This is a genomic window from Micromonospora sp. A3M-1-15 (genome assembly GCF_024213425.1).
Lineage (GTDB): Bacteria > Actinomycetota > Actinomycetes > Mycobacteriales > Micromonosporaceae > Micromonospora > Micromonospora chersina.
This window is the reverse complement of record NZ_JANAVK010000004.1, coordinates 94,692-118,541: the sequence shown is the minus strand read 5'-3', so window position 1 is coordinate 118,541 and position 23,850 is coordinate 94,692. Positions and strand designations below refer to the sequence as shown.

The 23,850-nt window shown below is 73.1% G+C and carries 24 protein-coding genes; 12 read left to right on the top strand and 12 right to left on the bottom strand.

Annotation, left to right across the window (positions count from 1 at the left end; all coding sequences use genetic code 11):
- Positions 1 to 44 precede the first annotated feature (44 nt).
- Positions 45 to 1,214: a low temperature requirement protein A gene (locus NLX85_RS21005; protein WP_254337705.1), complete on the top strand. Its 1,170-nt coding sequence runs from the start codon at positions 45 to 47 to the stop codon at positions 1,212 to 1,214.
- A 26-nt stretch (positions 1,215 to 1,240) separates the two neighbouring features.
- On the opposite strand, the gene NLX85_RS21000 is transcribed toward NLX85_RS21005, so the two are convergent.
- The 3 genes from NLX85_RS21000 to NLX85_RS20990 are packed head-to-tail and all read right to left on the bottom strand — an operon-like array spanning position 1,241 to position 3,325.
- Positions 1,241 to 1,492 (bottom strand): helix-turn-helix transcriptional regulator, encoded by a 252-nt coding sequence (locus tag NLX85_RS21000; protein WP_189194803.1) that lies wholly within the window; start codon positions 1,490 to 1,492, stop codon positions 1,241 to 1,243.
- A gap of 10 nt (positions 1,493 to 1,502) precedes the next feature.
- Complete coding sequence (locus tag NLX85_RS20995) at positions 1,503 to 2,354, bottom strand: ABC transporter permease (RefSeq protein WP_254337703.1); 852 nt, start codon at positions 2,352 to 2,354, stop codon at positions 1,503 to 1,505.
- Positions 2,351 to 3,325: an ABC transporter ATP-binding protein gene (locus NLX85_RS20990; RefSeq protein WP_254337701.1), complete on the bottom strand. Its 975-nt coding sequence runs from the start codon at positions 3,323 to 3,325 to the stop codon at positions 2,351 to 2,353. The genes NLX85_RS20995 and NLX85_RS20990 overlap by 4 nt, the downstream gene beginning before the upstream one ends.
- 83 nt (positions 3,326 to 3,408) lie before the next feature.
- Here NLX85_RS20990 and NLX85_RS20985 point away from each other — a divergent pair, with 83 nt between their 5' ends.
- Positions 3,409 to 4,059, top strand: a complete 651-nt coding sequence (locus NLX85_RS20985; RefSeq protein ID WP_254337699.1) for a hypothetical protein — start codon at positions 3,409 to 3,411, stop codon at positions 4,057 to 4,059.
- A 63-nt stretch (positions 4,060 to 4,122) separates the two neighbouring features.
- On the opposite strand, the gene NLX85_RS20980 is transcribed toward NLX85_RS20985, so the two are convergent.
- The 4 genes from NLX85_RS20980 to ppdK form a co-directional block, all read right to left on the bottom strand.
- Complete coding sequence (locus tag NLX85_RS20980) at positions 4,123 to 4,962, bottom strand: siderophore-interacting protein (protein ID WP_254337697.1); 840 nt, start codon at positions 4,960 to 4,962, stop codon at positions 4,123 to 4,125.
- Between the two features lie 64 nt (positions 4,963 to 5,026).
- Positions 5,027 to 6,262 carry a deoxyguanosinetriphosphate triphosphohydrolase gene (locus NLX85_RS20975; RefSeq protein ID WP_254337695.1) on the bottom strand — a complete coding sequence of 412 codons (1,236 nt, stop codon included), beginning with the start codon at positions 6,260 to 6,262 and terminating at the stop codon, positions 5,027 to 5,029.
- Positions 6,263 to 6,317: 55 nt separating this feature from the next.
- A complete protein-coding gene (locus tag NLX85_RS20970; protein WP_254337694.1) occupies positions 6,318 to 6,671 on the bottom strand; it encodes a VOC family protein in 354 nt (117 codons plus the stop codon).
- Positions 6,672 to 6,797: 126 nt separating this feature from the next.
- Positions 6,798 to 9,506: a pyruvate, phosphate dikinase gene (ppdK, locus tag NLX85_RS20965; RefSeq protein WP_254337692.1), complete on the bottom strand. Its 2,709-nt coding sequence runs from the start codon at positions 9,504 to 9,506 to the stop codon at positions 6,798 to 6,800.
- Positions 9,507 to 9,898: 392 nt separating this feature from the next.
- Between ppdK and NLX85_RS20960 the strand changes: the two genes are divergently transcribed.
- Both NLX85_RS20960 and NLX85_RS20955 read left to right on the top strand, forming a co-directional pair.
- A complete protein-coding gene (locus NLX85_RS20960) occupies positions 9,899 to 11,617 on the top strand; it encodes a family 20 glycosylhydrolase (RefSeq protein ID WP_374628309.1) in 1,719 nt (572 codons plus the stop codon).
- Between the two features lie 1,157 nt (positions 11,618 to 12,774).
- On the top strand, positions 12,775 to 13,425 hold the full coding sequence (locus NLX85_RS20955; protein ID WP_254337688.1) for a C39 family peptidase: 651 nt from the start codon (positions 12,775 to 12,777) through the stop codon (positions 13,423 to 13,425).
- A gap of 59 nt (positions 13,426 to 13,484) precedes the next feature.
- On the opposite strand, the gene dusB is transcribed toward NLX85_RS20955, so the two are convergent.
- From dusB to NLX85_RS20935, 4 genes are all read right to left on the bottom strand, one after another.
- Positions 13,485 to 14,657 carry a tRNA dihydrouridine synthase DusB gene (dusB, locus tag NLX85_RS20950; protein WP_308210781.1) on the bottom strand — a complete coding sequence of 391 codons (1,173 nt, stop codon included), beginning with the start codon at positions 14,655 to 14,657 and terminating at the stop codon, positions 13,485 to 13,487.
- A gap of 51 nt (positions 14,658 to 14,708) precedes the next feature.
- A complete protein-coding gene (locus tag NLX85_RS20945; protein WP_254337686.1) occupies positions 14,709 to 16,088 on the bottom strand; it encodes a glycine--tRNA ligase in 1,380 nt (459 codons plus the stop codon).
- Positions 16,089 to 16,201: 113 nt separating this feature from the next.
- A complete protein-coding gene (locus NLX85_RS20940; protein ID WP_254338768.1) occupies positions 16,202 to 16,696 on the bottom strand; it encodes a hypothetical protein in 495 nt (164 codons plus the stop codon).
- A gap of 127 nt (positions 16,697 to 16,823) precedes the next feature.
- Positions 16,824 to 17,165 (bottom strand): antibiotic biosynthesis monooxygenase, encoded by a 342-nt coding sequence (locus NLX85_RS20935; protein WP_212833235.1) that lies wholly within the window; start codon positions 17,163 to 17,165, stop codon positions 16,824 to 16,826.
- Between the two features lie 27 nt (positions 17,166 to 17,192).
- On the opposite strand from NLX85_RS20935, the gene NLX85_RS20930 reads away from it, so the two are divergent.
- The 8 genes from NLX85_RS20930 to NLX85_RS20895 all read left to right on the top strand — a co-directional run bounded on the left by NLX85_RS20930 (position 17,193) and on the right by NLX85_RS20895 (position 21,661).
- Positions 17,193 to 17,450 carry a DUF6703 family protein gene (locus tag NLX85_RS20930; RefSeq protein WP_254337684.1) on the top strand — a complete coding sequence of 86 codons (258 nt, stop codon included), beginning with the start codon at positions 17,193 to 17,195 and terminating at the stop codon, positions 17,448 to 17,450.
- 70 nt (positions 17,451 to 17,520) lie between these two features.
- Positions 17,521 to 18,465 (top strand): metal ABC transporter substrate-binding protein, encoded by a 945-nt coding sequence (locus NLX85_RS20925; RefSeq protein ID WP_254337682.1) that lies wholly within the window; start codon positions 17,521 to 17,523, stop codon positions 18,463 to 18,465.
- On the top strand, positions 18,462 to 19,223 hold the full coding sequence (locus NLX85_RS20920) for a metal ABC transporter ATP-binding protein (RefSeq protein WP_254337680.1): 762 nt from the start codon (positions 18,462 to 18,464) through the stop codon (positions 19,221 to 19,223). Before NLX85_RS20925 ends, NLX85_RS20920 begins: the two co-directional genes overlap by 4 nt.
- Entirely contained in the window at positions 19,223 to 20,095 is an 873-nt protein-coding gene (locus NLX85_RS20915) for a metal ABC transporter permease (protein ID WP_254337678.1), read from the top strand. The genes NLX85_RS20920 and NLX85_RS20915 overlap by 1 nt, the downstream gene beginning before the upstream one ends.
- Positions 20,096 to 20,138: 43 nt before the next feature.
- Entirely contained in the window at positions 20,139 to 20,441 is a 303-nt protein-coding gene (locus tag NLX85_RS20910; RefSeq protein WP_091319318.1) for a metalloregulator ArsR/SmtB family transcription factor, read from the top strand.
- Positions 20,438 to 20,830 carry a Fur family transcriptional regulator gene (locus NLX85_RS20905; RefSeq protein ID WP_254337676.1) on the top strand — a complete coding sequence of 131 codons (393 nt, stop codon included), beginning with the start codon at positions 20,438 to 20,440 and terminating at the stop codon, positions 20,828 to 20,830. Before NLX85_RS20910 ends, NLX85_RS20905 begins: the two co-directional genes overlap by 4 nt.
- Positions 20,831 to 20,878: 48 nt before the next feature.
- Entirely contained in the window at positions 20,879 to 21,484 is a 606-nt protein-coding gene (locus tag NLX85_RS20900; protein ID WP_254337674.1) for a hypothetical protein, read from the top strand.
- A 9-nt stretch (positions 21,485 to 21,493) separates the two neighbouring features.
- Complete coding sequence (locus tag NLX85_RS20895) at positions 21,494 to 21,661, top strand: hypothetical protein (RefSeq protein WP_167537054.1); 168 nt, start codon at positions 21,494 to 21,496, stop codon at positions 21,659 to 21,661.
- Positions 21,662 to 21,700: 39 nt separating this feature from the next.
- Here the strand turns inward: NLX85_RS20895 and NLX85_RS20890 are convergent, their stop codons facing one another.
- Entirely contained in the window at positions 21,701 to 23,758 is a 2,058-nt protein-coding gene (locus NLX85_RS20890; RefSeq protein ID WP_374628144.1) for an acyl-CoA dehydrogenase family protein, read from the bottom strand.
- Between the last annotated feature and the right edge of the window lie 92 nt (positions 23,759 to 23,850).

Below are 23,850 nucleotides of genomic sequence, written 5' to 3'. Positions count from 1 at the left end.
AGCAGATGCGGGGGCGACAGGGCCGCGGAGCATGGTGGGACCGGTTGGCCAGCAGGCTGGGCGTACGTCGGCCGGTGACGGTCGCCGACGAGGCCGGCCACCGGCACGCGACCTGGTTCGAGCTCTTCTTCGACGTGATCTTCGTCTTCGCCCTGGCGGCCGTGGTGGACCGGCTCGGCGAGGACCCGAGCCCTCGGCCGCGCAGCGTGCTCGCCGCGTTCGGGCTCTTCCTCGTGGTGCAGTGGGCCTGGGTGGGCCACGCCTACTACGCCACCCGGTACGAGGCGGACGACCTGCCACACCGGTTGCTGATGCTGCTCTCGCTGCTCGGCGCCGGGGCGATCACCCTCGGGGTGGACGAGGTGCCCCGCGGCCCGATGCTGCCGATCGGCTACCTGATCGTCCGTGGCGTGCTGCTCCTGCTCTACTTCCGGGGCCGCCCGCTCCCCGGAGTGGCCCGAGCGGGCACCCTCGTCTACCTGATCGGATTCGGGTTCGGCTGGCTGATCTGGCTGACCTCACTGGCCGTCCCCGCGCACCTGCGGCCGGTGTTCTGGATCACCGGGACGGTGGTCGAGCTCGCCACGCCCTGGGTCGGCTACCGCTGGCTGAGCCGGTGGCCGGTGGACGTCCGGCACCTGCCGGAGCGGGTCGGCCAGTTCGTCATCATCGTGCTCGGCAGCATCGTGGCCAATCTTCTCGCCACGGTGCCGGACTACCCGGACCGGACGATGGTCATCACCGCGGCGGTGGCCTCCGTCGTGCCGGCGGCGATCTGGTGGATCTACGCCAGCTACATCGGCGGGGGCATCCCGATCCACCGGCTACGCGGCGGTCAGCCCTACACCTACCTGCACTACCTGCTCAGCGGCGGCCTGCTGCTGCTCGGGTGGGCGCTCGGGCAGACGGTCCGGGCGGTCCACGGCGACATAGTCCTGACCAAGGAGGTACGCCTGCTGCTGGCCGGTTCGGCCACCCTCTGGCTCGTCTGCGGGCTGGGCCTGTACTGGCTGGCGATCCGGGTCTCGCGGCCAGCCGCGCTGGGCGCCGGGTACGGCATCGCCTCGGTCTGGGCGATCGCATTGGCCGTCTCCTCGCCGTTCCTGGTGCTGGTGTTGCTGAGCGCGGCGATCGCCACGTACGCAGTGCTGTTCACCGCAGTGCTGGGCAGGGAACGGCCGGACCAGGGGATGGCGCTCACCACTCCCGACTGAGCGGGCGGCATCCGGCGCGCCGCTGGTCACGCCGAGCGGCCGGCCCCGGTGGCGGCGTCCCCGATCCGGGGGAACGGCTCGATGGAGAAGACCACCTCGACCGGCACCTCGAAGTACGCGGCGATCCGCAGCGCCAGGTGCAGGCTGGGCCGGAACTCGCCCCGCTCCAGGTAACCGACCGTCTGGTAGTGCACGCCCAGCGCGTCGGCGAGCTGCCGCCGGGAGATCCCCCGTTCGGCGCGCAGCACGGCGATCCGGTTGTGCACGGTCTCGCTCATCGGCGCCCTCTCATCCGACCCGCTGCATGGCCCGTTCGCGCCGGGCCGCCACCCGCGAGCCGGACTCCCGCCGGGCCATCCGGCGCAGCACCACCGGGGCCAGCACCAGCCCGAGCACCGCCCACGCCCCGAGCACGCCGAGGGTCTCCAGGTGGCGCCAGGAGCCGCCGAGCTCGACCGCGGCCATGCCGTCGGGCAGCAGCGCCGACCGCATGCCCAACCCTAGCCAGTAGATCGGGAAGACCTGGGCGACGCCCTGCAGCCACCCCGGGTAGCCGTTGATCGGGTAGAAGATGCCGGACAGTGCGATCAGGCCCATGTTGGGCAGCATGACCAGGCCGAGGTTGCGCGGGTTCTCGATCAGCGAGCCGAAGACCGCGCCCAGCGGCAGGGTGGCGACCAAGCCGAGCAGCGCCACCCAGAGCAGGGTGAACCAGGCCGACACGCTGCCCAGCCGGAGCCCGTCCAGGAAGAACAGCGCCGGGACGAGCTGGAGGAGCATGCTCAGCAGCGCCACCGTCGACATCAGGGTGACCTTGCCGATCAGGTAGCCGAGCATCCCGTTCGGGGTGGCCTTGGCGCGCAGCAGGGTGCCGTCCTCGCGCTCCATGACCAGCTGCGAGGCGAGCACCAGCATGCCGCCGAACGCCAGGCCCATGCCGAGCGCGCTGGGCAGCGTGCGGGCGCCGAGCGAGAACGAGGTCCCGGGCACGGTCGAGCCGCGCATGAAGAACATCGTGACCAGGAGCGCCGCTGTCGGGAAGAAGTAGTTCCACAGGTCCTGGCCGTTGCTGAAGGTGTTGCGCAGCTCGATCCCGCCGCGCCGGAGACCGGCCCGGACGGCCGCCATCGTCGGGTTCATCGGTCGCTCCCCTGCTGCCACACCCGGTCGGCCCGGCCGGTCCGGACCCCGGATTCCTCCTCGTAGACCAGAGCCATGTACGCGTCCTCCAGGCTGGCCCGGCGGACCTCCAGCTCCTGCACCCGGTCGCCGTGCTCGCGGAGCAGGTCGCGCAGGAAGCCGGTCGCGTCGGCCGTGGCGTGCACGAACCGCTCGCCGTCCCGGGTCCAGCGGATCTCCGCGTCACCGGCGACCCGGCGGGACAGCTCGTCCGGCGAACCGTCGGCGATGATCCGGCCGCCGCCCAGGATGAGGATCCGGTCGGCCAGCTTCTCCGCCTCGTCCAGGTCGTGCGTGGTGAGCAGGATGGTGGTCTCGTCGTCGTCGGCCAGGCGGTGCACCAGCTCGTGGAACTCCCGCCGGGCGGCCGGGTCGAAGCCGACCGTGGGCTCGTCCAGGAACAGCAGCTCCGGGCGGCCCACGATGCCGACCGCCACGTCGAGCCGGCGGCGCTGGCCGCCGGAGAGCCGGGCCACCCGCTGGTCCGCCTGTGCGGTGAGGCCGACGGTGTCCAGCAGGTCGTCGACGGGCCACGGCCGGGCGATCCGGTCGGTGGCGTACGGCGCGTAGAAGTCGCCGAGGTGGGCGAGCAGGTCGCGGACCCGCCACTTGCCGTGGTCGCGCCAGGACTGGAGCACCACGCCCAGCCGGGCGCGCCAGCGCTCGTCGCCCCGGCCCGGGTCGACGCCGAGCACCCGGACCGACCCGGCCGAACGCAGCCGGAAGCCCTCCAGGATCTCGATGGTGGTGGTCTTGCCGGCGCCGTTGGGGCCCAGCAGGGCGAGCACCTCGCCGCGCCGGGCGGTGAGGTCGACCCCGTGCAGCACGTCGACGGTGCCGTACCGCATGCGCAGGTCGCGTACGTCGAGGACCAGGTCCTCGTCGGGCGGGTGGGGGGCGGTGGCTGCCCCCGGCAGTTCGACCGCAGTCATACCGTGAAATGTAGCACCTCTACTACAAACCGAGGTACACCCGCATCGCCGCGCATTGCGGATCTTGGATACGGTGGGACCCGATGACCGAGGACACCGATCTGACCGTCGCGCTCGCCGAGTACGAGCACCTGCGCGAGCTGAGCCGCGCCGTGCACGACCAGTCCGCCGCCCGGTTCACGTTCTTCCTGGCGGTGGCTTCCGCCGCGACCGCCGTGTCGGCGGGGCTGATCAGCACCGGCCCGCCGGGCGGCCGGGTGGCTCCCGCCGTGCTGGCCGGGCTGGGCCTGCTGGTACTGCTGCTCGGCATCTCGGTCTTCGCCCGGCAGGTCGAGCTGAACGACCGGGGCCGCCGGTACGCCGTCGCCGCGACCGTGCTGCGCACGTACCTGGCCCGTCGGGCACCCGACCTGGCGCCCTACCTGGTCATGCCGACGCTTGACGACCCGGGGCCGTTCGCGCCCGAGCCGTTCCGCCGGCACTGGTTCCGCGACCTGGTCAGCCAGGCCGGCATGATCGCGCTGATGAACAGCGCGCTGGTCGGCCTGGCCGCCGCGCTGGCCGTCCTCACGGTCGCCCCGCCCTGGCTCGCGACCACCGCCGCCGCGCTGGTAGTGCCGACCGCGATCGCCGCGCACCTACGGCTGATCCGCCACCGGATCGCGGCCTCCGCCGCCCGGGTGGGCACGGTCCTGACCACCCGCACCCTCACCCCCGACGCCGAGCCCCGTTGATCATGAAGTTGTTGCCACGACACGCCGGCCGCGAGGGCAACAACTTCATGATCACCGGAGGCGTCAGGCGGCGGTGACCGTCGACTCCTCGGCCTCGACCTGCGCGTTCCAGGCCGCCTTGGTGGACCGCCAGCCCTCGTCGTCCATGCCCCGCCGCCAGTAACCCGAGATGGACAGGTCGCCCCGCGGCACACCGCGCTCGACCCGCAGCAGCCGGCGCAGCTCCTTCACCGCGGTGGCCTCGCCGTGCACGAAGGCGTGCACCCGGCCGGCCGGGAACTCCAGAGCCCGGAGCGCCTCGACCAGCGGCTCGCCCACCGGGCGGCCGGCGCGGTGCAGCCAGCGCAGCTCGACCGCGCCCGCGCTGGCCAGCGGCAGCTCGTCGGCCGGGCCGCCCACCTCGACGTACACCTTGGCGGGCGCGCCGGCGGGCAGCCGCTCCAGCGCGGCGGCGATCGCCGGCAGCGCGCTCTCGTCCCCGGCCAGCAGGTGCCAGTCGGCCGTCGGGTCCGGGGCGTACGCGCCGCCGGGCCCGGTGAACAGCACCTGGTCGCCGGGGCGCAGCCCGGCCGCCCACGGCCCGGCCAGCCCCTCGTCGCCGTGGTGCACGACGTCCACGGTCAGCTCGCCGGCCGCCGCGTCCCAGGCCCGCACCGTGTACGCCCGCAGCCGCGGCCACTGCTGCGCCGGGAACTCGCGCTTGATGCTGGCCAGGTCGGTCGGGTGCGGGTAGCGCACCCCGGCCGGCGGGAAGACGAACTTCACGTAGTGGTCGGTGTAGGCGCCCACCGGCAGGCCGGTCAGCTCCGCACCGCCGAGCACGAGGCGGATCAGGTGCGGGGTGGGCCGCTCGGTCCGGACGACCGTGGCGGCGGTGAGCTTCTTCGGGCGCTGCTCCGTCATGCGTCTTAGGCTAGCCTAAGTCGCCGATCGCCCCCACCGGGCTGTCCGACCGCGGACCCGCAGGTCAGCGACCCGCCACCAGGCGGCCGTGCCAGGCCAGGGCGGCCGGGTCGGTGAGCGAGGCCACCTGGTCGACCACCACCCGCAGCCGGGCCGCGTCGTCCGGTGCGGCCCGCCACAGGGGCGCGAACACCGGATCGAGCGCCTCCGGGGCCCGGTCGAGCAGGGCGGCGACCAGGTCGGCGAGGATCTCCTGCTGCTGCGCGTACCGGGGGCCGGCCCCGGGGCGGCGCATCACGTAGCGCAGGGCGATGCCCTTGAGCAGCGCGCACTGGGCCCGGATCCGGCGCGGCACCACGAGGTCGGCGGCGTACCGGCGGTGCGGGCCGGGGCCGTGCCGCTCCTGGGTGGCGGCCACCACGGTCGACACGAAGCGGCCGGTGAGCACGCTGGTGGTGGTCTTCAGCGCCACGAGGGCACGGTGGCTGCCGTCGTACGCGGCGAGCGGGGCGAGCACCGGCTCGGCGAGCAGTTCGGCCAGCACCTCGCCCAGGTCCTCGGGGGCCTCCCCGGAGTACGCGGCCGCCACGTCGGCGCACAGCGCCCGCCGCTCGTCGGCGTCCTCCAGCAGCGGGCGCAGGCTGACGTAGCCGCCGTGGATGCCGTCCTCGACGTCGTGCACCGAGTACGCCACGTCGTCGGCCCAGTCCATCACCTGCGCCTCCAGGCAGCGCCGGTCCCCCGGCGGGGCACCCTCGCGCAGCCAGGCGAAGACCGGGCGGTCGTCGGCGTACACCCCGAACTTGCGCCGGCCGGGCCGGCGCTCCCACGGGTACTTGCCGACCGCGTCGAGCGACGCCCGGGTCAGGTTCAGCCCGGCGGAGCGGCCGTCCGGGGCGAGCACCTTGGCCTCCAGGCGGGTGAGCACCCGCAGCGTCTGCGCGTTGCCCTCGAAGCCGCCGCAGTCCTCGGCGAGCGCGTCCAGGGCCTCCTCGCCGTTGTGCCCGAAGGGCGGGTGGCCGAGGTCGTGCGCCAAGCCTGCGGTGTCCACCACGTCCGGGTCGCAGCCCAGCCGGGCGCCCATCTCGCGGGCGATCTGCGCCACCTCCAGCGAGTGGGTGAGCCGGGTGCGCAGGAAGTCGTCGGTGCCGGCGGTGTGCACCTGGGTCTTCGCGGCGAGCCGGCGGAACGCCGCCGAGTGCAGCACCCGGGCCCGGTCCCGCTCGTACGGCGACCGCCCGTACCCGGTGTCCTTGGGCGCCTCGGTGACCGGGCGCGCCGCGTCGTCAGCGCCGGTCAATATCGTTCCGCTGCTCTACCGCGTTGTTCGCGACTGCGGGGCTCGCAAACCCGGCTCACTCCTCGCGCTCACGCAGAACGCAGAACTCGTTGCCCTCCGGGTCGGACAGCACGGTCCACTCCACCTCGCCCTGCCCGATGTCGACGTGCCGGGCACCCATGTCGACAAGGCGCTCCACCTCGGCCTCAAGGTCGGTCGGGCGCAGGTCGATGTGCAGCCGGTTCTTGCCCTCCTTGGGGCCGCTGACCGGGACGAAGACGATGCCGGGCAGCGAGTCGGGCGTGCGGCGGATCTCCACCTCGTCCGGCTTGTCGCTGATCACCTGGTAGCCGAGCGCCTCCGCCCACCAGTGGGCGAGCCGGGACGGGTCCTGGGCGTCGACCGTCAGGTTCTCCCAGACGCTGGTCATGCGGCCACCCTTCCTGATCGACACGTACGCGGGAGCCCAGGTTACGCCCGGCGGGCCGGAATGGCGCGCCTGGACGCGAGCGGGGCCACCGACCTCAGCGCCGGTGGCCCCGGTTGCGTCACGCGGTCAGCGGGAGTCGGAGCCGGTGGTGGTGATGGCCGCGCGGCCGGCCTCCAGCCGGGCGACCGGCACGCGGAACGGCGAGCAGGAGACGTAGTCGAGGCCGACCTCGTGGAAGAAGTGCACCGAGTCGGGGTCGCCGCCGTGCTCGCCGCAGACGCCGAGCTTCAGCCCCGGCCGGGCCGCCCGGCCCTCCTCGGCGGCGATCCGGACCAGCCGGCCGACGCCCTCCCGGTCGATGGACTCGAACGGCGAGATGCCGAAGATGCCCAACTCCAGGTAGCGCCAGAAGAACGCGCCCTCGACGTCGTCGCGGGAGAAGCCCCAGCCCATCTGGGTGAGGTCGTTGGTGCCGAAGGAGAAGAACTGCGCCGCCTCGGCGATCTGCCCGGCGGTCAGCGCCGCCCGGGGCACCTCGATCATGGTGCCGATCAGCACCTCGACGCCGCTGTCCCCGACCACCTCGGCGATGATCTTCTCGGCCTCGGCGCGTACCGTCTCCAGCTCCTGCACCGCGCCGACCAGCGGGACCATGATCTCCGGGCGGGCCGACCCGCCGGACCGGGTGACCTCGACGGCGGCCTCGGCGATCGCGCGGACCTGCATGGCGAACAGGCCGGGGATGACCAGGCCGAGCCGCACGCCGCGCAGGCCCAGCATCGGGTTCTCCTCGTGCATCCGCCGGACGGCGGCGAGCAGCGCCTCCTCCTTGGCCACGTCCTCGCCGCGCTCCTGGGCGACCGCCACGTTGACCGCGAGCTGCTCCAGCGGGGGCAGGAACTCGTGCAGCGGCGGGTCGATCAGCCGCACGGTGACCGGCAGGCCGTCCATCTCGCGGAAGATCTCGATGAAATCCTGCCGCTGCAGCGGCAGCAGCGCGGCGAGCGCCTTCTCCCGCTCCTCGTCGGTGGACGCGAGGATCAGCCGCTCGACCAGCTCCCGGCGGTCGCCGAGGAACATGTGCTCGGTGCGGCACAGGCCGATGCCCTCGGCCCCGAACCGCCGCGCCCGGGCCGCGTCCGCCCCGGTGTCGGCGTTCGTCCGGACCAGCAGCCGCCGCTTGGCGTCGGCGTGCGTCATGATCCGGTGTACGGCGCGGACCAGCGGGTTGTCGATGTGCTCCGGGTCGAGGCTGCCTTCGAAGTACTGCACCACCTCGGAGGGCATGACCGGGACCTCGCCGAGGTAGACCTTGCCGGTGGTGCCGTCGATGGAGACGACGTCGCCCTCGGTCACGGTCTGCCCGGCGACGATGAACTTCTTCGCCGGCACGTTGACGTCCAGCTCGTCCGCGCCGGAGACACAGGTCTTGCCCATGCCCCGGGCCACCACCGCGGCGTGGCTGGTCTTGCCGCCGCGGGAGGTGAGGATGCCCTTGGCGGCGATCATGCCGTTGAGGTCGTCGGGGTTGGTCTCCCGGCGGACCAGGATCACCGACTCACCCTCGGCCGCCAGCTCGACCGCCCGCGCGGAGGTGAAGACCACCTTGCCCGAGGCGGCGCCCGGCGAGGCCCCGATGCCCTTGGCGACCGGCTGGAACTCGTGGTCGAGCCGGAAGCGCGGGAACATGAGCTGCGCGAGCTGCGCGCCGTTGACCCGGTGCAGCGCCTCGTCCAGGTCGATCAGACCCTCGTCGACGAGCTGGCCCGCGATGACGAACGCGGCGGCGGCGGTGCGCTTGCCGACCCGGGTCTGGAGCATCCAGAGCTTGCCGCGCTCGATGGTGAACTCGATGTCGCAGAGGTCCTTGTAGTGCTCCTCGAGCCGCGCCATGTAGTCGAGCAGCTCGTCGTAGGACTTCTTGTCGATCTGCTCCAGCTCCTGCAACGGCACGGTGTTGCGGATGCCGGCCACCACGTCCTCGCCCTGGGCGTTGGCCAGGTAGTCGCCGTAGATGCCCTGCGCGCCGCTGCCCGGGTCCCGGGTGAAGGCGACGCCGGTGCCGGAGTCGGCGCCGAGGTTGCCGAAGACCATGGCCACCACGTTGACCGCGGTGCCCAGGTCGGCCGGGATGCGCTCCTGCCGGCGGTAGACGATCGCGCGCTCGGCGTTCCACGACTCGAAGACCGCGCGGATGGCCAGGTCGAGCTGCTCGCGCGGCTCCTGCGGGAACTCCCGCCCGGTGTGCTTCGCGAAGATCTTCTTGTACGCGTCGACCAGCCCGCGCAGGTCGTCGGCGTCCAGGTCGAGGTCGTTCTGCGTGCCCTTGGCGCGCTTGGCCTCGTCCAGCGCGTGCTCGAACTCCTCGCCCGGCACCTCGCAGACGGTCTTGCCGAACATCTGGATCAGCCGGCGGTAGGAGTCCCAGGCGAACCGGTCGTTCCCGCCGGCCTGCGCGCTGAGCCCGACGACGCTGCGGTCGTTGAGGCCCACGTTGAGGACGGTCTCCATCATGCCGGGCATGGAGAACTTGGCGCCGGAGCGGACGGAGACCAGCAGCGGGTCCTGCGGGTCGCCGAGCTTGCGGCCCATCTCCCGCTCCAGGGACTCCAGGTGCGCCTCGATCTGGGCGGCCAGCCCGTCCGGCTCCCGGCCGGTCGTCAGGTACGCCTTGCAGGCCTCGGTGGTGATCGTGAAGCCGGGCGGGACCGGCAGGCCGAGATTGGTCATCTCGGCCAGGTTGGCCCCCTTGCCGCCGAGCAGGTCCTTGAGGTCCTTGTTGCCCTCGGCGAAGTCGTAGACGTACTTGTGCTCGACCGTCTCTTGCGCTGCCACCAGAGCCTCCCACGCGCGCCATTGACACTTAACGAAGGTTCAGTTCGGACATACCCCGGGAGCGACCACCGGTAATCCCGGCTCGTCAGCGATCGGTGGGCGAAGGTTAAGCGAACTTCGAGTGGCCTGGGACCGTTCGGTGACAATCGGCACAACGGTCACCACTATCCGCGTCCGTACCGGTTTTTGGGAACGCTTCCACGCGCACGATCACGCAATTCCGATTCCCCTCGTACTCTTGACGGCACTGGTTTTGCTGAACCTGACCTTTGCCATATCCCACGCAAATACACCCCGGAGCCGTCGCCGTGCCGACCACACCCGCCGCCCCCACCGAGAGCGGCCCCGAGCCGCTCGACCGCCTCCCCGGCCGGCAGCCGGCCGCCGCCCAGCTGGCCCGCACCGCCGCCCGGCGGGCCGGCGACCTGCTCGCCCCGCCCGCACCGGTCCGCCTCGGCGACGTGGTGCCCGCCCCGGAGCGGGTGCTCCCCGACCCGGCAGCCGACTTCACGCTGACCGCCGACGCCGCGATCCGGGTCAGCCCGGCCGGCCGGGACGTCGCCGAGCAGCTCGCCGAGTGGCTGCGCCCCGCCACCGGCTTCCCGCTGCCGATCGCCGACGGCCCGCTCCCGGCCGAGGGCCCGCTCGTGCTGACCCTGTCGGAGGCGCCCCTCACCGAGCCGGCCGACGCGGTCGCCGCGACCGGCCCGGTCGACGCCGCCGGTTCGGTCGACGCCGCCGGCCCGGTCGACGCGGCTGGCGCGGTCGACGCTCCTGGCGCGGTCCTCGACGCGGCTGGTTCGCTCGACGGGTTGGGTGACGAGGGCTACCGCCTGGACGTGACCCCCGCCGGCGTGCGGATCACGGCGGCCACCGCGGCCGGTCTGTTCCACGGCGCGCAGACGGTGCGGCAGCTTCTCCCCGCCGCCATCGACGGCGCCACCCCGGTCGCCGAGCGCTGGGCGGTGCCCGGCGGCAGCATCGTCGACCGGCCGCGCTTCCCCTACCGGGGCGCCATGCTCGACGTGGCCCGCCACTTCTTCCCGGTCGAGGACGTGCTCCGCGTCGTCGACCACCTGGCCCGGTACAAGCTCAACCACCTGCACCTGCACCTCACCGACGACCAGGGCTGGCGGATCGCCGTCGACTCCTGGCCGCGCCTCGCCGAGGTCGGCGGCGCCACCGAGGTGGGCGGGGGCCCGGGCGGCTCCTACACCCGGGCGGACTACCGGCGGATCGTCGCGTACGCGGCCCGCCGCCACGTCACCGTGGTGCCGGAGATCGACCTGCCGGGGCACACCAACGCGGCCCTCGTCGCCTACCCCGAGCTGGCGCCAGGCAAGGTCCCGCCGCCGCCGTACACCGGCACCGAGGTCGGCTTCAGCTACGTCGACCCCGCCGACGAGCGGACGTACGCCTTCGTCGCCGACGTGGTCGGCGAGGTCGCCGCCCTGACCCCCGGCCCCTGGCTGCACCTCGGCGGCGACGAGGCGTTCAAGGTGCCGGCCGACACCTACCGCGCCTTCGTCGAGCGGGCGCAGACGATCGTCGCGGCGACCGGGAAGACCGTGGTGGGCTGGCACCAGCTCGCCCCGGCCGGGCACGTCGACGGGCGGGTGCTCCAGTGGTGGGGCACCAACGGCGACGACCCGGAGACCGCCGAGGCGGTACGCCGGGGCGCCCGCCTCATCCTCTCCCCCGGCAACCGGGTCTACCTGGACATGAAGTACGCAGCCGACACCCCGATCGGGCACGACTGGGCCGGCCTCATCGACGTGCACCGGGCGTACGACTGGGATCCGGGCACGCACCTCACCGGCGTACCGGCCGAGGCGGTGCTGGGTGTGGAGGCGCCGCTCTGGACCGAGTCGGTCACCACCCTCGCCGAGGTGGAGTTCATGCTGTTCCCCCGGCTGCCCGCCGTCGCCGAGCTGGGCTGGTCGCCCCGGTCGACGCACGACTGGGCCGGGTTCCGCGAGCGGCTGGCCGGCCACGGCCCGCGCTGGACAGCCGCCGGCATCACCTTCCACCCCTCCCCCGACGTCCCCTGGCCCACGTCGCCCACCATCCCCACCCAGCGCACGGACGACACGACGGCCGACACCCACTGAACCGGCGCCCGCCGGAACGCCACGGGCTCCCCAGCCACCCACGGCGTTCCACTGACGGGCCCTTGTCCAGGCGCACCCTCTGCCGACCGCTCGCCCGAGTTGACCAAGAGGTTTGCGTCCAGAACGGGCCCACCCATGGCGCAAACCTCTTGATCAACGCCGGAAGGCTCGGCGGACAGTGGGGGGCGTTTCGGTTCGGGGCGGCCAACTTCATGATCCGCAGCAGGGTCCGGGGCTGGGTGCGTTTGTTGTCGCTCTGGCGACAACAAACGCACCCGGAGGACACTGCACAACGCCATCCGTGCGGATCTTGGACAGTTTCCGCTCGCACCGAACGGAAACTTTCCAAGATCTGCGTTGTTCCCTGCCCGGGTGCGGGCCGCAGAGATCGTCAGCTCCGGACGGGTCGCCTCTCACGGCCAACGTGGGTCGATCATGAGCTCGCCGGTCGCCGGTCGCCACTCGTCGCTCCGGCTCACCGCTGCCCGCTCTCATGTCCTGGTGCCCGATGCGAGGTTCGTGATGTCAGGTGCCTGATACCGGGTGCGTGGTGCAGGGGCGGCCTGGGTGATGCCGCTCCGGCTCGACCCTGGCGGTCGAGCAGTGCCCGGTCGGACGTCAGCGCCGGCCTACACCGGCCTGCGCCGACTGGGGTGGGTTGTCCGGTTCGCCGTGGGCGAGTTGATGCTCGACTGGCCGGTTCGGGCCGGTGTTGGGGGGTGGTCGGCGCCACCGTCGGGGCGGAATCGTGGCGGGGGCGGGGTCGTTGTACATGGCAGACCGCGGAGCACCCCGCCCCCGAGGCAGCCCCGGTCGGAATGGCCCGGCCCGCCGGGTCGTTACATACCCCGGACCACGCACCACCGGTCCGCACCGGCACAGGCAGGGAATGACCTGCCAGCCCCGGTCGTTACATCCCCCGGACCACGCCGGTCCGAGCCGGACGAGCCAGGGAATCGCCCCGAGGCCCCGGTCGTTACATCCCCCGGGACGTCGGACCAGGGCGAGGGAATCACCTCCCGGCCCCGACGGTTACACCCCCGGACCGCCCGAGCAGGTCGCCCCCTGATCGCCGGGCATCTCCCGAAGACTTCTCCACCGGCATCCGCACACCCCCTGTGCGTGCGTGCCGAACCCCCGACAGAGAGGCACTCATCATGCGTACCGATCTGCTGCGTAAGACCGTTCTGACCGCCGCCGGCGTCGCCGCGACCGGTGTTGGCATCGCCGGCCCCGCGATCGCCGCGCAGGCCACCCCCGCCGAGAAGACCGCCCAGGTCAGCACCGACCGCAAGGGCCACGGCGAGCGGGAGCTGGACGTCCGCTACGAGGCCCAGCCCAACTTCTACTACTGCGGCCCCGCCGCCGCCCGCAACGCCATCAGCGTGCTCGGCAAGAACATCGACGTCGACGCCATGGCCAAGGAGATGGGCACCACCGAGAACGGCACCAACAGCATCAACGACATCACCCCCGTCCTGAACAAGGAGACCGGTAAGACCTACCACTCCGTCGAGATCAAGGACGGCAAGGCGGACGACAAGCAGACCGACACGCTGCGGGCTGACATCGTCCGGACCGTGGACGACGGCCGGGCCGTGGTCGCCAACATCGCCGGCACCGCCACCGACACCGACGGCAACACCCACTCGTTCGAGGGTGGCCACTACATCAGCGTCGTGGGCTACCGCGACAACGGGAAGACCGTGACCATCGCGGACTCGGCCGACCCGAACATGGCCTCCTACCGGATGAGCGTGGACAACCTGGCCGACTGGATCGCCACCCGCGGCTACTCCGCTTCCTGACGATCCGAGCAACACGCGAAAGGGCCCGACCCCTCAGGGGGTCGGGCCCTTTTCGCGCGTCAGCCGCCGGAGTCGTCCAGCTCGGCGCCGTCCGGCGGGGTGTCGTCGTCCCGGCTGGCCAGCCAGCCGTCGGGCAGGAAGACCTTGCCCGGGGAGTTGGTGCGGCCGCGCGGCTGGCCCAGCGCCTCCACGGGGAACGGCACGGTCGGGTCGAGCTTGCCGAGCAGGTCGTCGAGCTGGGCCAGGCTGTCGATCATCGCGAGGGAGCGGCGCAGCTCGCTGCCGATCGGGAAGCCCTTGAGGTACCAGGCGACGTGCTTGCGGAAGTCGGTGCAGCCGTCGCGCTCGCCCCGGGCCGGGTTGCGGGCGCCGGCCACGAACTGGTCGACCAGCAGCTCGGCGTGCCGGCGCATGGTCGCCGCCACCTCGCCGAGGTTCGGCAGCCGCCGCTCCGTGCGGCCGTTGAAGGCGGCCTCCAGGTCGGCGAAGAGCCACGGGCGGCCCAGGCAGCCGCGGCCGATGACCACGCCGTCGACGCCGGTGTGGGCGACCATCCGGAGCGCGTCGTCGGCCTCCCAGATGTCGCCGTTGCCGAGCACCGGCACGTCGAGCGCCTGCTTGAGGGTGGCGATGGCGTCCCAGTCGGCGGTGCCCGAGTAGCGCTGCGCGGCCGTGCGCCCGTGCAGGGCGACCGCGGCCACGCCGGCGTCCTGGGCGGCGAGGCCGGCCTCGACGTACGTCAGGTGGTCGTCGTCGATGCCCTTGCGCATCTTCACGGTGACCGGCACCCCGGCGGGGGACGCGGCGTCCACCGCGGCCCGGACCAGCCGGGCGAAGAGCCGGCGCCGCCACGGCAGGGCCGACCCGCCGCCGCGGCGGGTGACCTTGGGGACCGGGCAGCCGAAGTTGAGGTCGATGTGGTCGGCGAGATCCCTCTCGACCACGATCCGCACGGCGGCGGCGGTGATCTCCGGGTCGGTGCCGTAGAGCTGGAGGCTGCGCGGGTGCTCGTCGGCGCCGAAGGCGATCATGCGGAGCGTCTTCGGGTTCCGCTCGACCAGCGCCCGGGTGGTGATCATCTCGCAGACGTAGATGCCGCCGCCCTGCTCACGGCAGAGCCGGCGGAAGCCCACGTTGGTGATCCCGGCCATCGGCGCGAGCACCACGGGCGGCCACACCTCGTGGGGGCCGAGGGTCAGCGGGCGCAGCGCGGGCAGGGTCGGGGCGGTCACCGCACAAGTGTACGGGGCCCCGACCGACCGGCCGGGGCCCCGTGACCAGCGTCAGCAGCCGGGCAGGCGCTCGATCAGGTAGCGCTCGACCTGGTCCAGCGAGACGCGCTCCTGGGTCATGGTGTCCCGGTTCCGCACGGTCACCGCGTTGTCGTCGAGGGTGTCGAAGTCGACGGTGACGCAGAACGGGGTGCCGATCTCGTCCTGCCGGCGGTAGCGGCGGCCGATGGCCTGCGAGTCGTCGAACTCGACCACCCAGCGCTTGCGCAGGTCGGTGGCGAGCTGCTTGGCCTTCGGCGAGAGCGCCTCGTTGCGGGACAGCGGCAGCACCGCCACCTTGACCGGGGCCAGCCGCGGGTCGAAGCGCATGACGGTGCGCTTGTCCACGCCGCCCTTGGTGTTCGGGGCCTCGTCCTCGTCGTACGCCTCGAGCAAGAAGGCCAGCACCGCGCGGGTGAGGCCGGCGGCCGGCTCGATCACGTACGGCATCCAGCGCTCGCCCTTGGTCTGGTCGAAGTACGACAGGTCGACGCCGGAGTGCTTGCTGTGCGTGGACAGGTCGAAATCGGTCCGGTTGGCGATGCCCTCCAGCTCGGCGAACTCGGTGCCGCCGAACTGGAACCGGTACTCGATGTCGACGGTGCGCTTCGAGTAGTGGGAGAGCTTCTCCTTGGGGTGCTCGTAGAAGCGCAGGTTGTCCTCGGAGAGACCCAGGTCGAGGTACCAGTTCCAGCGCTCGGCGAGCCAGTACTCGTGCCACTTCTCGTCGGTGCCCGGCTCGACGAAGAACTCCATCTCCATCTGCTCGAACTCGCGGGTGCGGAAGATGAAGTTGCCCGGGGTGATCTCGTTGCGGAACGACTTGCCGGTCTGCGCGATGCCGAACGGCGGCTTCTTCCGGGCGACCGTCTCCACGTTCTTGTAGTTGACGAAGATGCCCTGGGCGGTCTCCGGCCGCAGGTAGTGCATGCCCTCGTCGCTCTCGACCGGGCCCAGGTAGGTCTTCATGAGGCCGTTGAACATCTTCGGCTCGGTGAAGGTGCCCTTGTTGCCGCAGTTCGGGCAGTTCAGCTCGGTGAGCGACGTCAGCGGCTTGCCGTGCTTGGCCTCGTACGCCTCTTCGAGGTGGTCGGCGCGGAACCGCTTGTGGCAGGACTGGCACTCGGTGAGCGGGTCGACGAACTCGGCGATGTGGCCGCTGGCCTCCCACACCTTGCGGGCCAGGATGACCGCGGAGTCCAGGCCGACGACGTCGTCGCGCTGCTGGACCATGGTCTTCCACCACTGCCGGCGGACGTTCTCCTTGAGCTCGACGCCGAGCGGACCGTAGTCCCACGCCGACCGGGTGCCCCCGTAGATCTCGCTGGAGGGGAAGACGAAGCCCCGGCGCTTGGCGAGGCTGACGACGGCGTCGATACGGTCGGCTGGCATGTTTCCTCCTACGCCGGCTGGCGGTCGGCGGGGGTGCTGTGAGTGAAACCGGACGGCTCGGGACAACGGTACGACCACCGTGGTCCCGAGCCCAGCAGAATACCGGGGCCCGGTCAGCTCACCCCGCACACCTCCATGCCGCCCGTCTGCTGGTCCGGCGCCAGCGTGACGGTCTGCGCCTCGCGCTTGCCGCCGGCCAGGGTCACGTCCACCGGCACGGTCAGCGTCGTCGTGTCGACCTCGCCCACCCGGTAGCCGGAGACCTGCGGCTCGGTGGCCACCCGCTGCTCGAACTCGCGCCGGGACTCGCGCCGCCGGGCGTCGTCGCAGAGCTGGTCGTAGGCCTTGGACCAGTCCTTGGCGACGAGCGCCTGGTAGTAGTCGTCGGTGACCGCGCGGCCCTGCTCCTCGACGGCCTGCACGTTGCTCACCGCCAGCCCGACCACGGCCGCGCCGCCCCCGCCGCAGCAGAGCAGCACGGCGAGCGCGCCGACGCCGAGGCCGAGCCACAGCCGGGCCCGGCCGCCCTCGGTGGGCGGGGCGGCGAACGGCGGGGTGACTCCGGGGCCGGGAGGCGGCGCGGGAACGCCCGGCTCGCCCGGCGACACCGGCGGCGCGGGGACGCCCGGCTCGCCCGGCGACCCCGGCGCGGGCGACACGCCGGACGGCACGGGCGGAGGTGGTGGGGCGGCCGGCCCGGGAGCGGTCATACGCGCCAGGGTAGTGCCCCCGGCATCAGCGGTAAGGACCTGCGGCCCGATCACTGGCCACCACGACGATCTCGCCGTCCGGCGCGGCACTGGCCAGTGTCTCGTACGCCGACGGCTCGTCCACCGACCGGGCGAGCAGCGGCACCGCGGTGACCTTGACGTCGAAGCCGCCCAGCGCCCGGCGGTACGCCCCGACCGACTCCCACTCGGTGAGCAGGCACCAGTGGTCGGGGTCGTCCAGCGCGCGGAGCAGATCGCCGCGCAGGTAGCCCGGGCGGGCGGCGAGCGCGGCGAGGGCGGCGTGCGCCTCCCGGGTGAACTCGTCCGCCCCGTCGGCGTCCACCACGAACCGGTTGGTGACCAGCACCGGCTTCCTCCTCGTAGAGTCTGTGGCATGCAGCGTACGCAGAGTCCCGTGCTGTCCCGGTTGGCCCGGCTCAACCCGACGACGGTCTTCCTGGCCGCGCTGGTCCTGGTGCTGGTCGGGCTCTTCGCGCCCGGCGCGGCGGGTGGCGTGCTGCTGCTGGCGCTGGCCGCGGGGCTGGTGTGGCTGATGACCGTCACCTGGCCGGTGCAGTCGCCGGCGACCCGGGTGCTCCGGCTGCTGATGCTGACCCTGCTCATCGCGATCGCGCTGGCGAAGCTGCTCTGAGCGCCGACCTGCGCTGACATGCAATCATGCGTTTTTGACAATCAATTTCGTTATCGCGGACAGTAGTCACATGACCGTCCGCTCAGCCCCCCGCGTCCTCGCCGCCGCCACCGCCGCCCTGCTCGGCCTGGGCGGTCTCGCCGCCTGCTCGGACGGCGGGGGCGGCGGGAGCGACCCGGACCGGGTCGACGTGGTGGCGGCCTTCTACCCGCTGCAGTTCCTCGCCGAGCGGATCGGCGGCGACGCGGTCTCGGTCACCAACCTGGCCAAGCCCGGCGCCGAGCCGCACGACCTCGAACTCAACCCCCGGCAGGTGGGCCAGGTGGTCGACGCCGAGTTGATCGTCTACCTCACCGGCTTCCAGCCCGCCGTGGACGAGGCGGTCGAGCAGAACGGCGGCGACCGCGCCTTCGACGTGGCCGGCGTGCAGCCGCTGCTCGACGCCGCGGCCGGCGGCCACGAGCACGAGGGCGAGGAGCACGGCCACGGGGAGGAGAGCGGCGGCAAGGACCCGCACCTCTGGCTGGACCCGACCCGGCTGGCCACCGTCGGCGACCGGCTCGCCGAGCGGCTCGGCAGGATCGACCCGGACCGGGCCGCCGACTTCACCGCCCGGGCGGCGGCGCTGCGGACCGAGCTGACCGGTCTCGACGCCGACTACACCCGGGGCCTGGCCACCTGCCAGCGCCGGGAGATCGTGACCAGCCACACCGCCTTCGGCTACCTGGCCGAGCACTACCGGCTCGAACAGGTCGGCATCACCGGCCTGAGCCCGGACGCCGAGCCCTCCCCGCAGCGCCTCGCCGACGTGGCGAAGGAGGCCCGGGAGCACGGTGCCACCACCATCTTCTTCGAGACGCTGGTCAGCCCGAAGGTCGCCGAGACCGTGGCCCGGGAGGTCGGGGCGAGGACGGCCGTGCTCGACCCCATCGAGGGCCCGCCGGCCGACGGCGACTACCTCTCGGCGATGCGCACCAACCTCCAGACCCTGCGGACCGCCTTGGACTGCTCATGACCGAACCCGTGATCCAGGTCGCGCACGCCGCCGTCGGCTACGACGGCCGGGCGGTGCTGCGGGACGTCTCCCTGACCGTCACCGCCGGCGAGGTGGTCGCCGTGCTCGGCGCCAACGGCTCCGGCAAGTCCACGCTGATCCGCGCCGTGCTCGGCCTGGTGCCCCTGGGCGCCGGGTCGGTCACCCTCTTCGGCACGCCGCAGCGCCGCTTCCGGCAGTGGCACCGCATCGGGTACGTCCCGCAGCGGCTCGGCGCGGGCAGCGGCGTACCCGCCACGGTGGGCGAGGTGGTGGCCTCCGGGCGGCTGGCCCGCCGGGGCGTGCTGCGCCCACCGGGCCGGGCCGACCGGGAGGCGGTGGCCGCGGCGCTGCGCGCGGTCGGGCTCGCCGACCGGGCCGGCGACCCGGTCGCCACCCTCTCCGGCGGCCAGCAGCAGCGCACCCTGATCGCCCGGGCGCTGGCCGGCCGGCCGGAGCTGCTGGTGCTCGACGAGCCGACCGCCGGGGTGGACGCGGCCAGCCAGGAGGCGTTCGCCACCGCGCTGCGGGACTTCCGCGACGGCGGCGGCACGGTGCTGCTGGTCGCCCACGAACTGGGGCCGCTGCGCCCGCTGATCAGCCGGGCCGTCGTCGTCCACCAGGGCGGCATCTGCCACGACGGCGCGGTGCCGGAGCCGGCCGGGCACCACGCCGAGCCGGGCCACGACCACGTGCACCCGCACTGCGACGAGGAGCCCGCCGGGCTGTGGAGCATGTGATGGACCTCTTCCAGTACGACTTCATGCTGCGCGCCCTGGTCGGCGCGCTGGTCATCGGGCTGGCCGCCCCGGCCCTCGGCATCTACCTGGTGCAGCGCCGGCTGGCGCTCATCGGTGACGGCATCGGCCACGTGGCGCTCACCGGTGTCGGCGCCGGTCTGCTGCTCAACCGCTCCCCCGTGCTGGTCGCGGTCGTCGCGGCCACGCTGGGCGCGATCGTCATCGAGCTGGTCCGCTCGCGCGGGCGTACCTCCGGCGACCTGGCCCTGGCGCTGCTGTTCTACGGGGGCATCGCCGGCGGCGTGATGCTGGTCGGGCTCTCCGACGCGAGCAGCGGGTCGCTCAACGCGTACCTCTTCGGGTCGCTGACCACGACGTCGCCGGCCGACCTGATCACCATCGGGGTGCTCGGCGTGGCGATCCTGGTGACCATGCTGGCGCTGCGCCCGGCGCTCTTCGCGGTCTGCCACGACGAGGAGTACGCCCGGGTCTCCGGCCTGCCGGTGCGGGCGTTGAACCTGCTCCTCGCGGTGGGCACCGCGGTGACCGTCACCATCGCCATGCGGGCGGTCGGTGTGCTGCTGATCAGCGCGCTCATGGTGGTGCCGGTGGCCACCGCGCAGCAGGTGACCCGGGGGTTCCGGAGCACCATGGCGGCGGCCATGGCGCTGGGGCTGTTCGCGGCCGGCGCCGGGGTCTGGGTGGCGGCCACCGCCGACACCGCGCCCGGCGCCTCGGTGGTGCTGCTGGCGATCGGCTCGTTCCTCGTGGTGGCGCTGCTGGCCGCCGGCCGGCGGGTGCTGCGCCGGCGGACCCGCCCGGCCGCCGCGCCCGTGGCCGAGCCGCCGGAGCACGAGGTGGTCCTGCGGTGAGGCCGTCCCGGCCGGCGCTGCTGGCATTGGTTACCGTTACGGGATGACGGTCACGAACGGGTACGACGCCTTCGAGGGCGCGGGTGACCTGCTGCGCGCGCTGTCGGCGCCGATCCGGCTGGCGATCGTCAGCGAACTGGCCCAGGGCGAGCGCTGCGTGCACGAACTGGTGGAGAAGCTCGGCGCCCCGCAGCCGCTGGTCTCCCAGCACCTGCGGGTGCTGCGCGGCGCCGGCGTGGTGCGCGGCTCGCGGCGCGGCCGGGAGATCGCGTACGCCCTGGTGGACGAGCACGTCGCGCACATCGTGGCGGACGCGGTCAGCCACGCCGGGGAGGGGCCGTCGTGACCGAGGGGGCACTGCGCAACACCCGGCAGCGGACCGCGGTGAGCGCCCTGCTGGCCGAGGTCGAGGGCTTCCACAGCGCCCAGGACCTGCACGCCATGCTGCGCCGGCGCGGTGAGCGGGTCGGGCTGACCACCGTCTACCGGACCCTCCAGGGGCTCGCCGACGCCGGCGAGATCGACGTGATGCGCCCGCCCGGCGGCGAGCACCTCTACCGGCGGTGCAGCGAGGGCCATCACCACCACCTGGTCTGCCGGGCCTGCGGGCGGACCGTGGAGGTGGCCGGCCCGGCGGTGGAGAGCTGGGCCGAGCGGGTCGCCGCCGAGCACGGTTACGCCGAGGTCAGCCACACCCTGGAGATCTTCGGCACCTGCCCGGCCTGCGCCGGCTGAGAAAACTGCCCCGTGCCCCGGCGGCCGAGCCGTGGCACGCTGTCCCGCGTGAAGATCTACGCCGACCGTTTTCCGACCGCCCTCCGTCAGCTCCTCACCGATCTGCTCGTGGTCGTCTGGGTGTACGCGGCGATCCGCTTCGCGCTCTGGCTGCACGACCTCGTCGAGAAGCTCGCCGTACCCGGCCAGAAGCTGGAGGGGGCCGGCGGCGGGCTCGCCGACAACCTGGCCGACGCCGGCGGGAAGGTCGGCCGGGTGCCGCTGGTCGGCGACGAGCTGACCGGCCCCTTCACCAGGGCCGCCGAGGCCGCCCGCGCGGTCGCCGAGGCCGGCCGCGACCAGCAGGAACTGGTCGGCCAGCTGGCCCTGGCACTCGCCGTCGCCGTGCTGGTCTTCCCGCTCGGGCTGGTGCTGTTCGGCTGGCTGCCGCTGCGGGTGCGCTGGATGCGCCGGGCCGGCGCGGCCAAGGCCCTCGCCGCCGCCCCGGCCGGGCGGGACCTGCTGGCGCTCCGCGCGCTCGCCGGGCAGCCCCTCGCGAAGTTGAACCGCATCGCGCCGGACGTGGCCGAGGCGTGGCGCCGCGGCGACGACGAGACGGTCGACGCGCTCGCCGCACTGGAGCTGCGCGGACTCGGGCTGCGCACCGGCCGTTAAGGTGTTCCGGTGCTGTACTTCCTGATCGTCGTCGCGGTCCTGCTGCTGATCTACGCGGGCGTCCTGGTGAGCTTCGTCCGCAAGGGCCGCCGGATCCCGCCGGCCGCGTACCTGGTGCTCGCCGGGCTGAACGGGCTCATCCTGGCCGGGGTGATCGCCTGGGCGGTCGCCCGCTGACCGGCGGGGCCCCGCGCGTTCGGCGGGGCCCCGGCGTCGTCACTTCGCGGGCGGGATGCGGCGGCGGACGTCCTGCGCCGTGGACGGGCCCGGCTGCCAGTCGGCCACCCAGGGCCGGTCGGCGGGCGGGGTGACCACGCCGTCCTCCACGGACGCGTACCGGCCGGCGACGATCCGCTTCGCGGCCGCCACGTCGACCGCGTCGGTGTTGGACCACAGCCCGGTGAACAGCTCGTCGACGCGCAGCCGCGCCTGCCGGCAGAACAGGTCGGCCAGCTCGACGTTCTCCGGGTGCTCGGCGCGCTCGGCGACCGCCCGCACGCAGACCGCCGACATGGCGAACAGCTCCGCGCCGATGTCCACCACCCGGCCGAGGAACGCCTGCTTGCGCTCCATCTTCCCCTGCCACCGGGACATCGCGTAGAAGGTGGACCGGGCCAGCTTGCGGGAGGTCCGCTCGACGTGCCGCAGGTGACCGGCCAGCGGGCCGAACTCGTGGTACGCCCCGGGCGCCTGACCCTTGCCCACGGCGAGCGTGGGCAGCCACTTGGCGTAGAAGACGCCGGCCCGCGCGCCGGCCTTCGCCTTGCGGCCCAGCCCGGCGTCCGGGTCGATGATGTCGCCGGCCACCGAGAGGTGCGCGTCCACCGCCTCGCGGGCGATCAGCAGGTGCATGATCTCGGTGGAGCCCTCGAAGATCCGGTTGATCCGCAGGTCGCGCAGGAGTTGCTCCACCGCGGCCGGGCGCTCGCCCCGGGCGGCGAGGGAGTCGGCCGTCTCGTAGCCGCGACCGCCCCGGATCTGGATCAGCTCGTCGGCGATCTTCCAGGCCATCTCGCTGGCGTAGAGCTTCACCAGCGCGGCCTCGATCCGGATGTCGTTGCGGTCGTCGTCGGCGAGCAGGCAGCAGAGGTCGAGCATGGACTCCATGCCGTACGTGGTGGCGGCGATGAAGGCGAGCTTCTTGGCGACCGCCTCGTGCTCGCCGACCGGCCGGCCCCACTGGACCCGGTCCGCGGCCCACTCGCGGGCCACGTTCAACGCCCACTTGCCGGCGCCCACGCACATGGCCGGCAGCGAGAGCCGGCCCGTGTTCAACGTGGTCAGCGCGATCTTCAGGCCCTTGCCCTCGCCGCCGATCACGTTCTCCTTCGGCACGAAGACGTCGTGGAACCGGGTGAGGCTGTTCTCCAGGCCGCGCAGCCCGATGAACTCGTTGCGCCGCTCGACGGTGATGCCCTCGCTGTCGCCCTCCACCACGAAGGCGGTGATGCCGCCGCGCCGCCCCTCGGCCGCCGGCACCCGGGCCATCACCACGAGCAGGGTGGCGACCGTGCCGTTGGTGGCCCAGAGCTTCACGCCGTTGAGCCGGTAGCCGGTGCCGTCCTCGGTGGGCTCGGCCATGGTGGCCAGGCGGGCCGGGTCGGAGCCGACGTCCGGCTCGGTGAGCAGGAAGGCGGACACCTCACCGGCGGCCAGCCGGGGCAGGAACCGCTGCTTCTGCTCGGGGGTGCCGAACATCTTCAGCGGCTGCGGCACGCCGATCGACTGGTGCGCGGAGAGCAGCGCGCCGATCGACGGGTTCACCGAGCCGGCCCGCATGAGCGCCCGGCAGTAGTGCAGGTTGCTCAGCCCGAGGCCGCCGTACTTCCGGTCGATCTTCATGCCGAAGGCGCCGAGCCGGGCCAGCCCGTGGAACACCTCGTCGGGGATCCGTGCGTCGCGCTCGATGGCCGCACCGTCCACCTCGGAGTCCAGGTACGCCCCGAACGCGCCGAGGAACTCCTCGGCCCGCGCCACGTCGTCCGGGTCGGAGCGGGGCCAGGGGTTGATGAGGTCGAGCTGGAAGCGGCCGAGGAAGAGTTCCTTGCCGAAGCTGGGCCGGTCCCAGGAGGCCTCGCGGGCCGCCTCGGCGACCTGCCGCGCCTCCTTCTCGGAGACCTGGCCGGCCTCCGTGGGCAGCGGCCCGGCGCCACCCGCGGCGTCGACCGCGGCGGCCGTGCCGGGCGGCGGCTCGGGGTCGTCGATCGGCGCCACCCGCCCGGTCGGGCCGCCGTGTCCGGCGGGGTCGGGTCGGCTGTTGTGTGTCGTGGTCACGGCTGCCTCCTGGAGACCTCGGTCCGGCTGCGTCGACGTGCGACGAAAACGACGCTACCCCCGGGTGTTACCCAGGGGTAGCCTCGCGCGCA

Bases quoted from the DNA above. Each gene is read 5' to 3' on its own strand.
- NLX85_RS20990 (WP_254337701.1), bottom strand. From the start codon at position 3,325: ATGACTGCGGTCGAACTGCCGGGGGCAGCCACCGCCCCCCACCCGCCC.
- NLX85_RS20945 (WP_254337686.1), bottom strand. From the start codon at position 16,088: ATGCCAGCCGACCGTATCGACGCCGTCGTCAGCCTCGCCAAGCGCCGG.
- NLX85_RS21000 (WP_189194803.1), bottom strand. From the start codon at position 1,492: ATGAGCGAGACCGTGCACAACCGGATCGCCGTGCTGCGCGCCGAACGG.
- NLX85_RS20995 (WP_254337703.1), bottom strand. From the start codon at position 2,354: ATGAACCCGACGATGGCGGCCGTCCGGGCCGGTCTCCGGCGCGGCGGG.
- NLX85_RS20915 (WP_254337678.1), top strand. From the start codon at position 19,223: ATGGACCTCTTCCAGTACGACTTCATGCTGCGCGCCCTGGTCGGCGCG.
- NLX85_RS20910 (WP_091319318.1), top strand. From the start codon at position 20,139: ATGACGGTCACGAACGGGTACGACGCCTTCGAGGGCGCGGGTGACCTG.
- NLX85_RS20980 (WP_254337697.1), bottom strand. From the start codon at position 4,962: ATGACGGAGCAGCGCCCGAAGAAGCTCACCGCCGCCACGGTCGTCCGG.
- NLX85_RS20920 (WP_254337680.1), top strand. From the start codon at position 18,462: ATGACCGAACCCGTGATCCAGGTCGCGCACGCCGCCGTCGGCTACGAC.
- NLX85_RS20970 (WP_254337694.1), bottom strand. From the start codon at position 6,671: ATGACCAGCGTCTGGGAGAACCTGACGGTCGACGCCCAGGACCCGTCC.
- NLX85_RS20985 (WP_254337699.1), top strand. From the start codon at position 3,409: ATGACCGAGGACACCGATCTGACCGTCGCGCTCGCCGAGTACGAGCAC.
- NLX85_RS20925 (WP_254337682.1), top strand. From the start codon at position 17,521: ATGACCGTCCGCTCAGCCCCCCGCGTCCTCGCCGCCGCCACCGCCGCC.
- NLX85_RS20955 (WP_254337688.1), top strand. From the start codon at position 12,775: ATGCGTACCGATCTGCTGCGTAAGACCGTTCTGACCGCCGCCGGCGTC.
- NLX85_RS20930 (WP_254337684.1), top strand. From the start codon at position 17,193: ATGCAGCGTACGCAGAGTCCCGTGCTGTCCCGGTTGGCCCGGCTCAAC.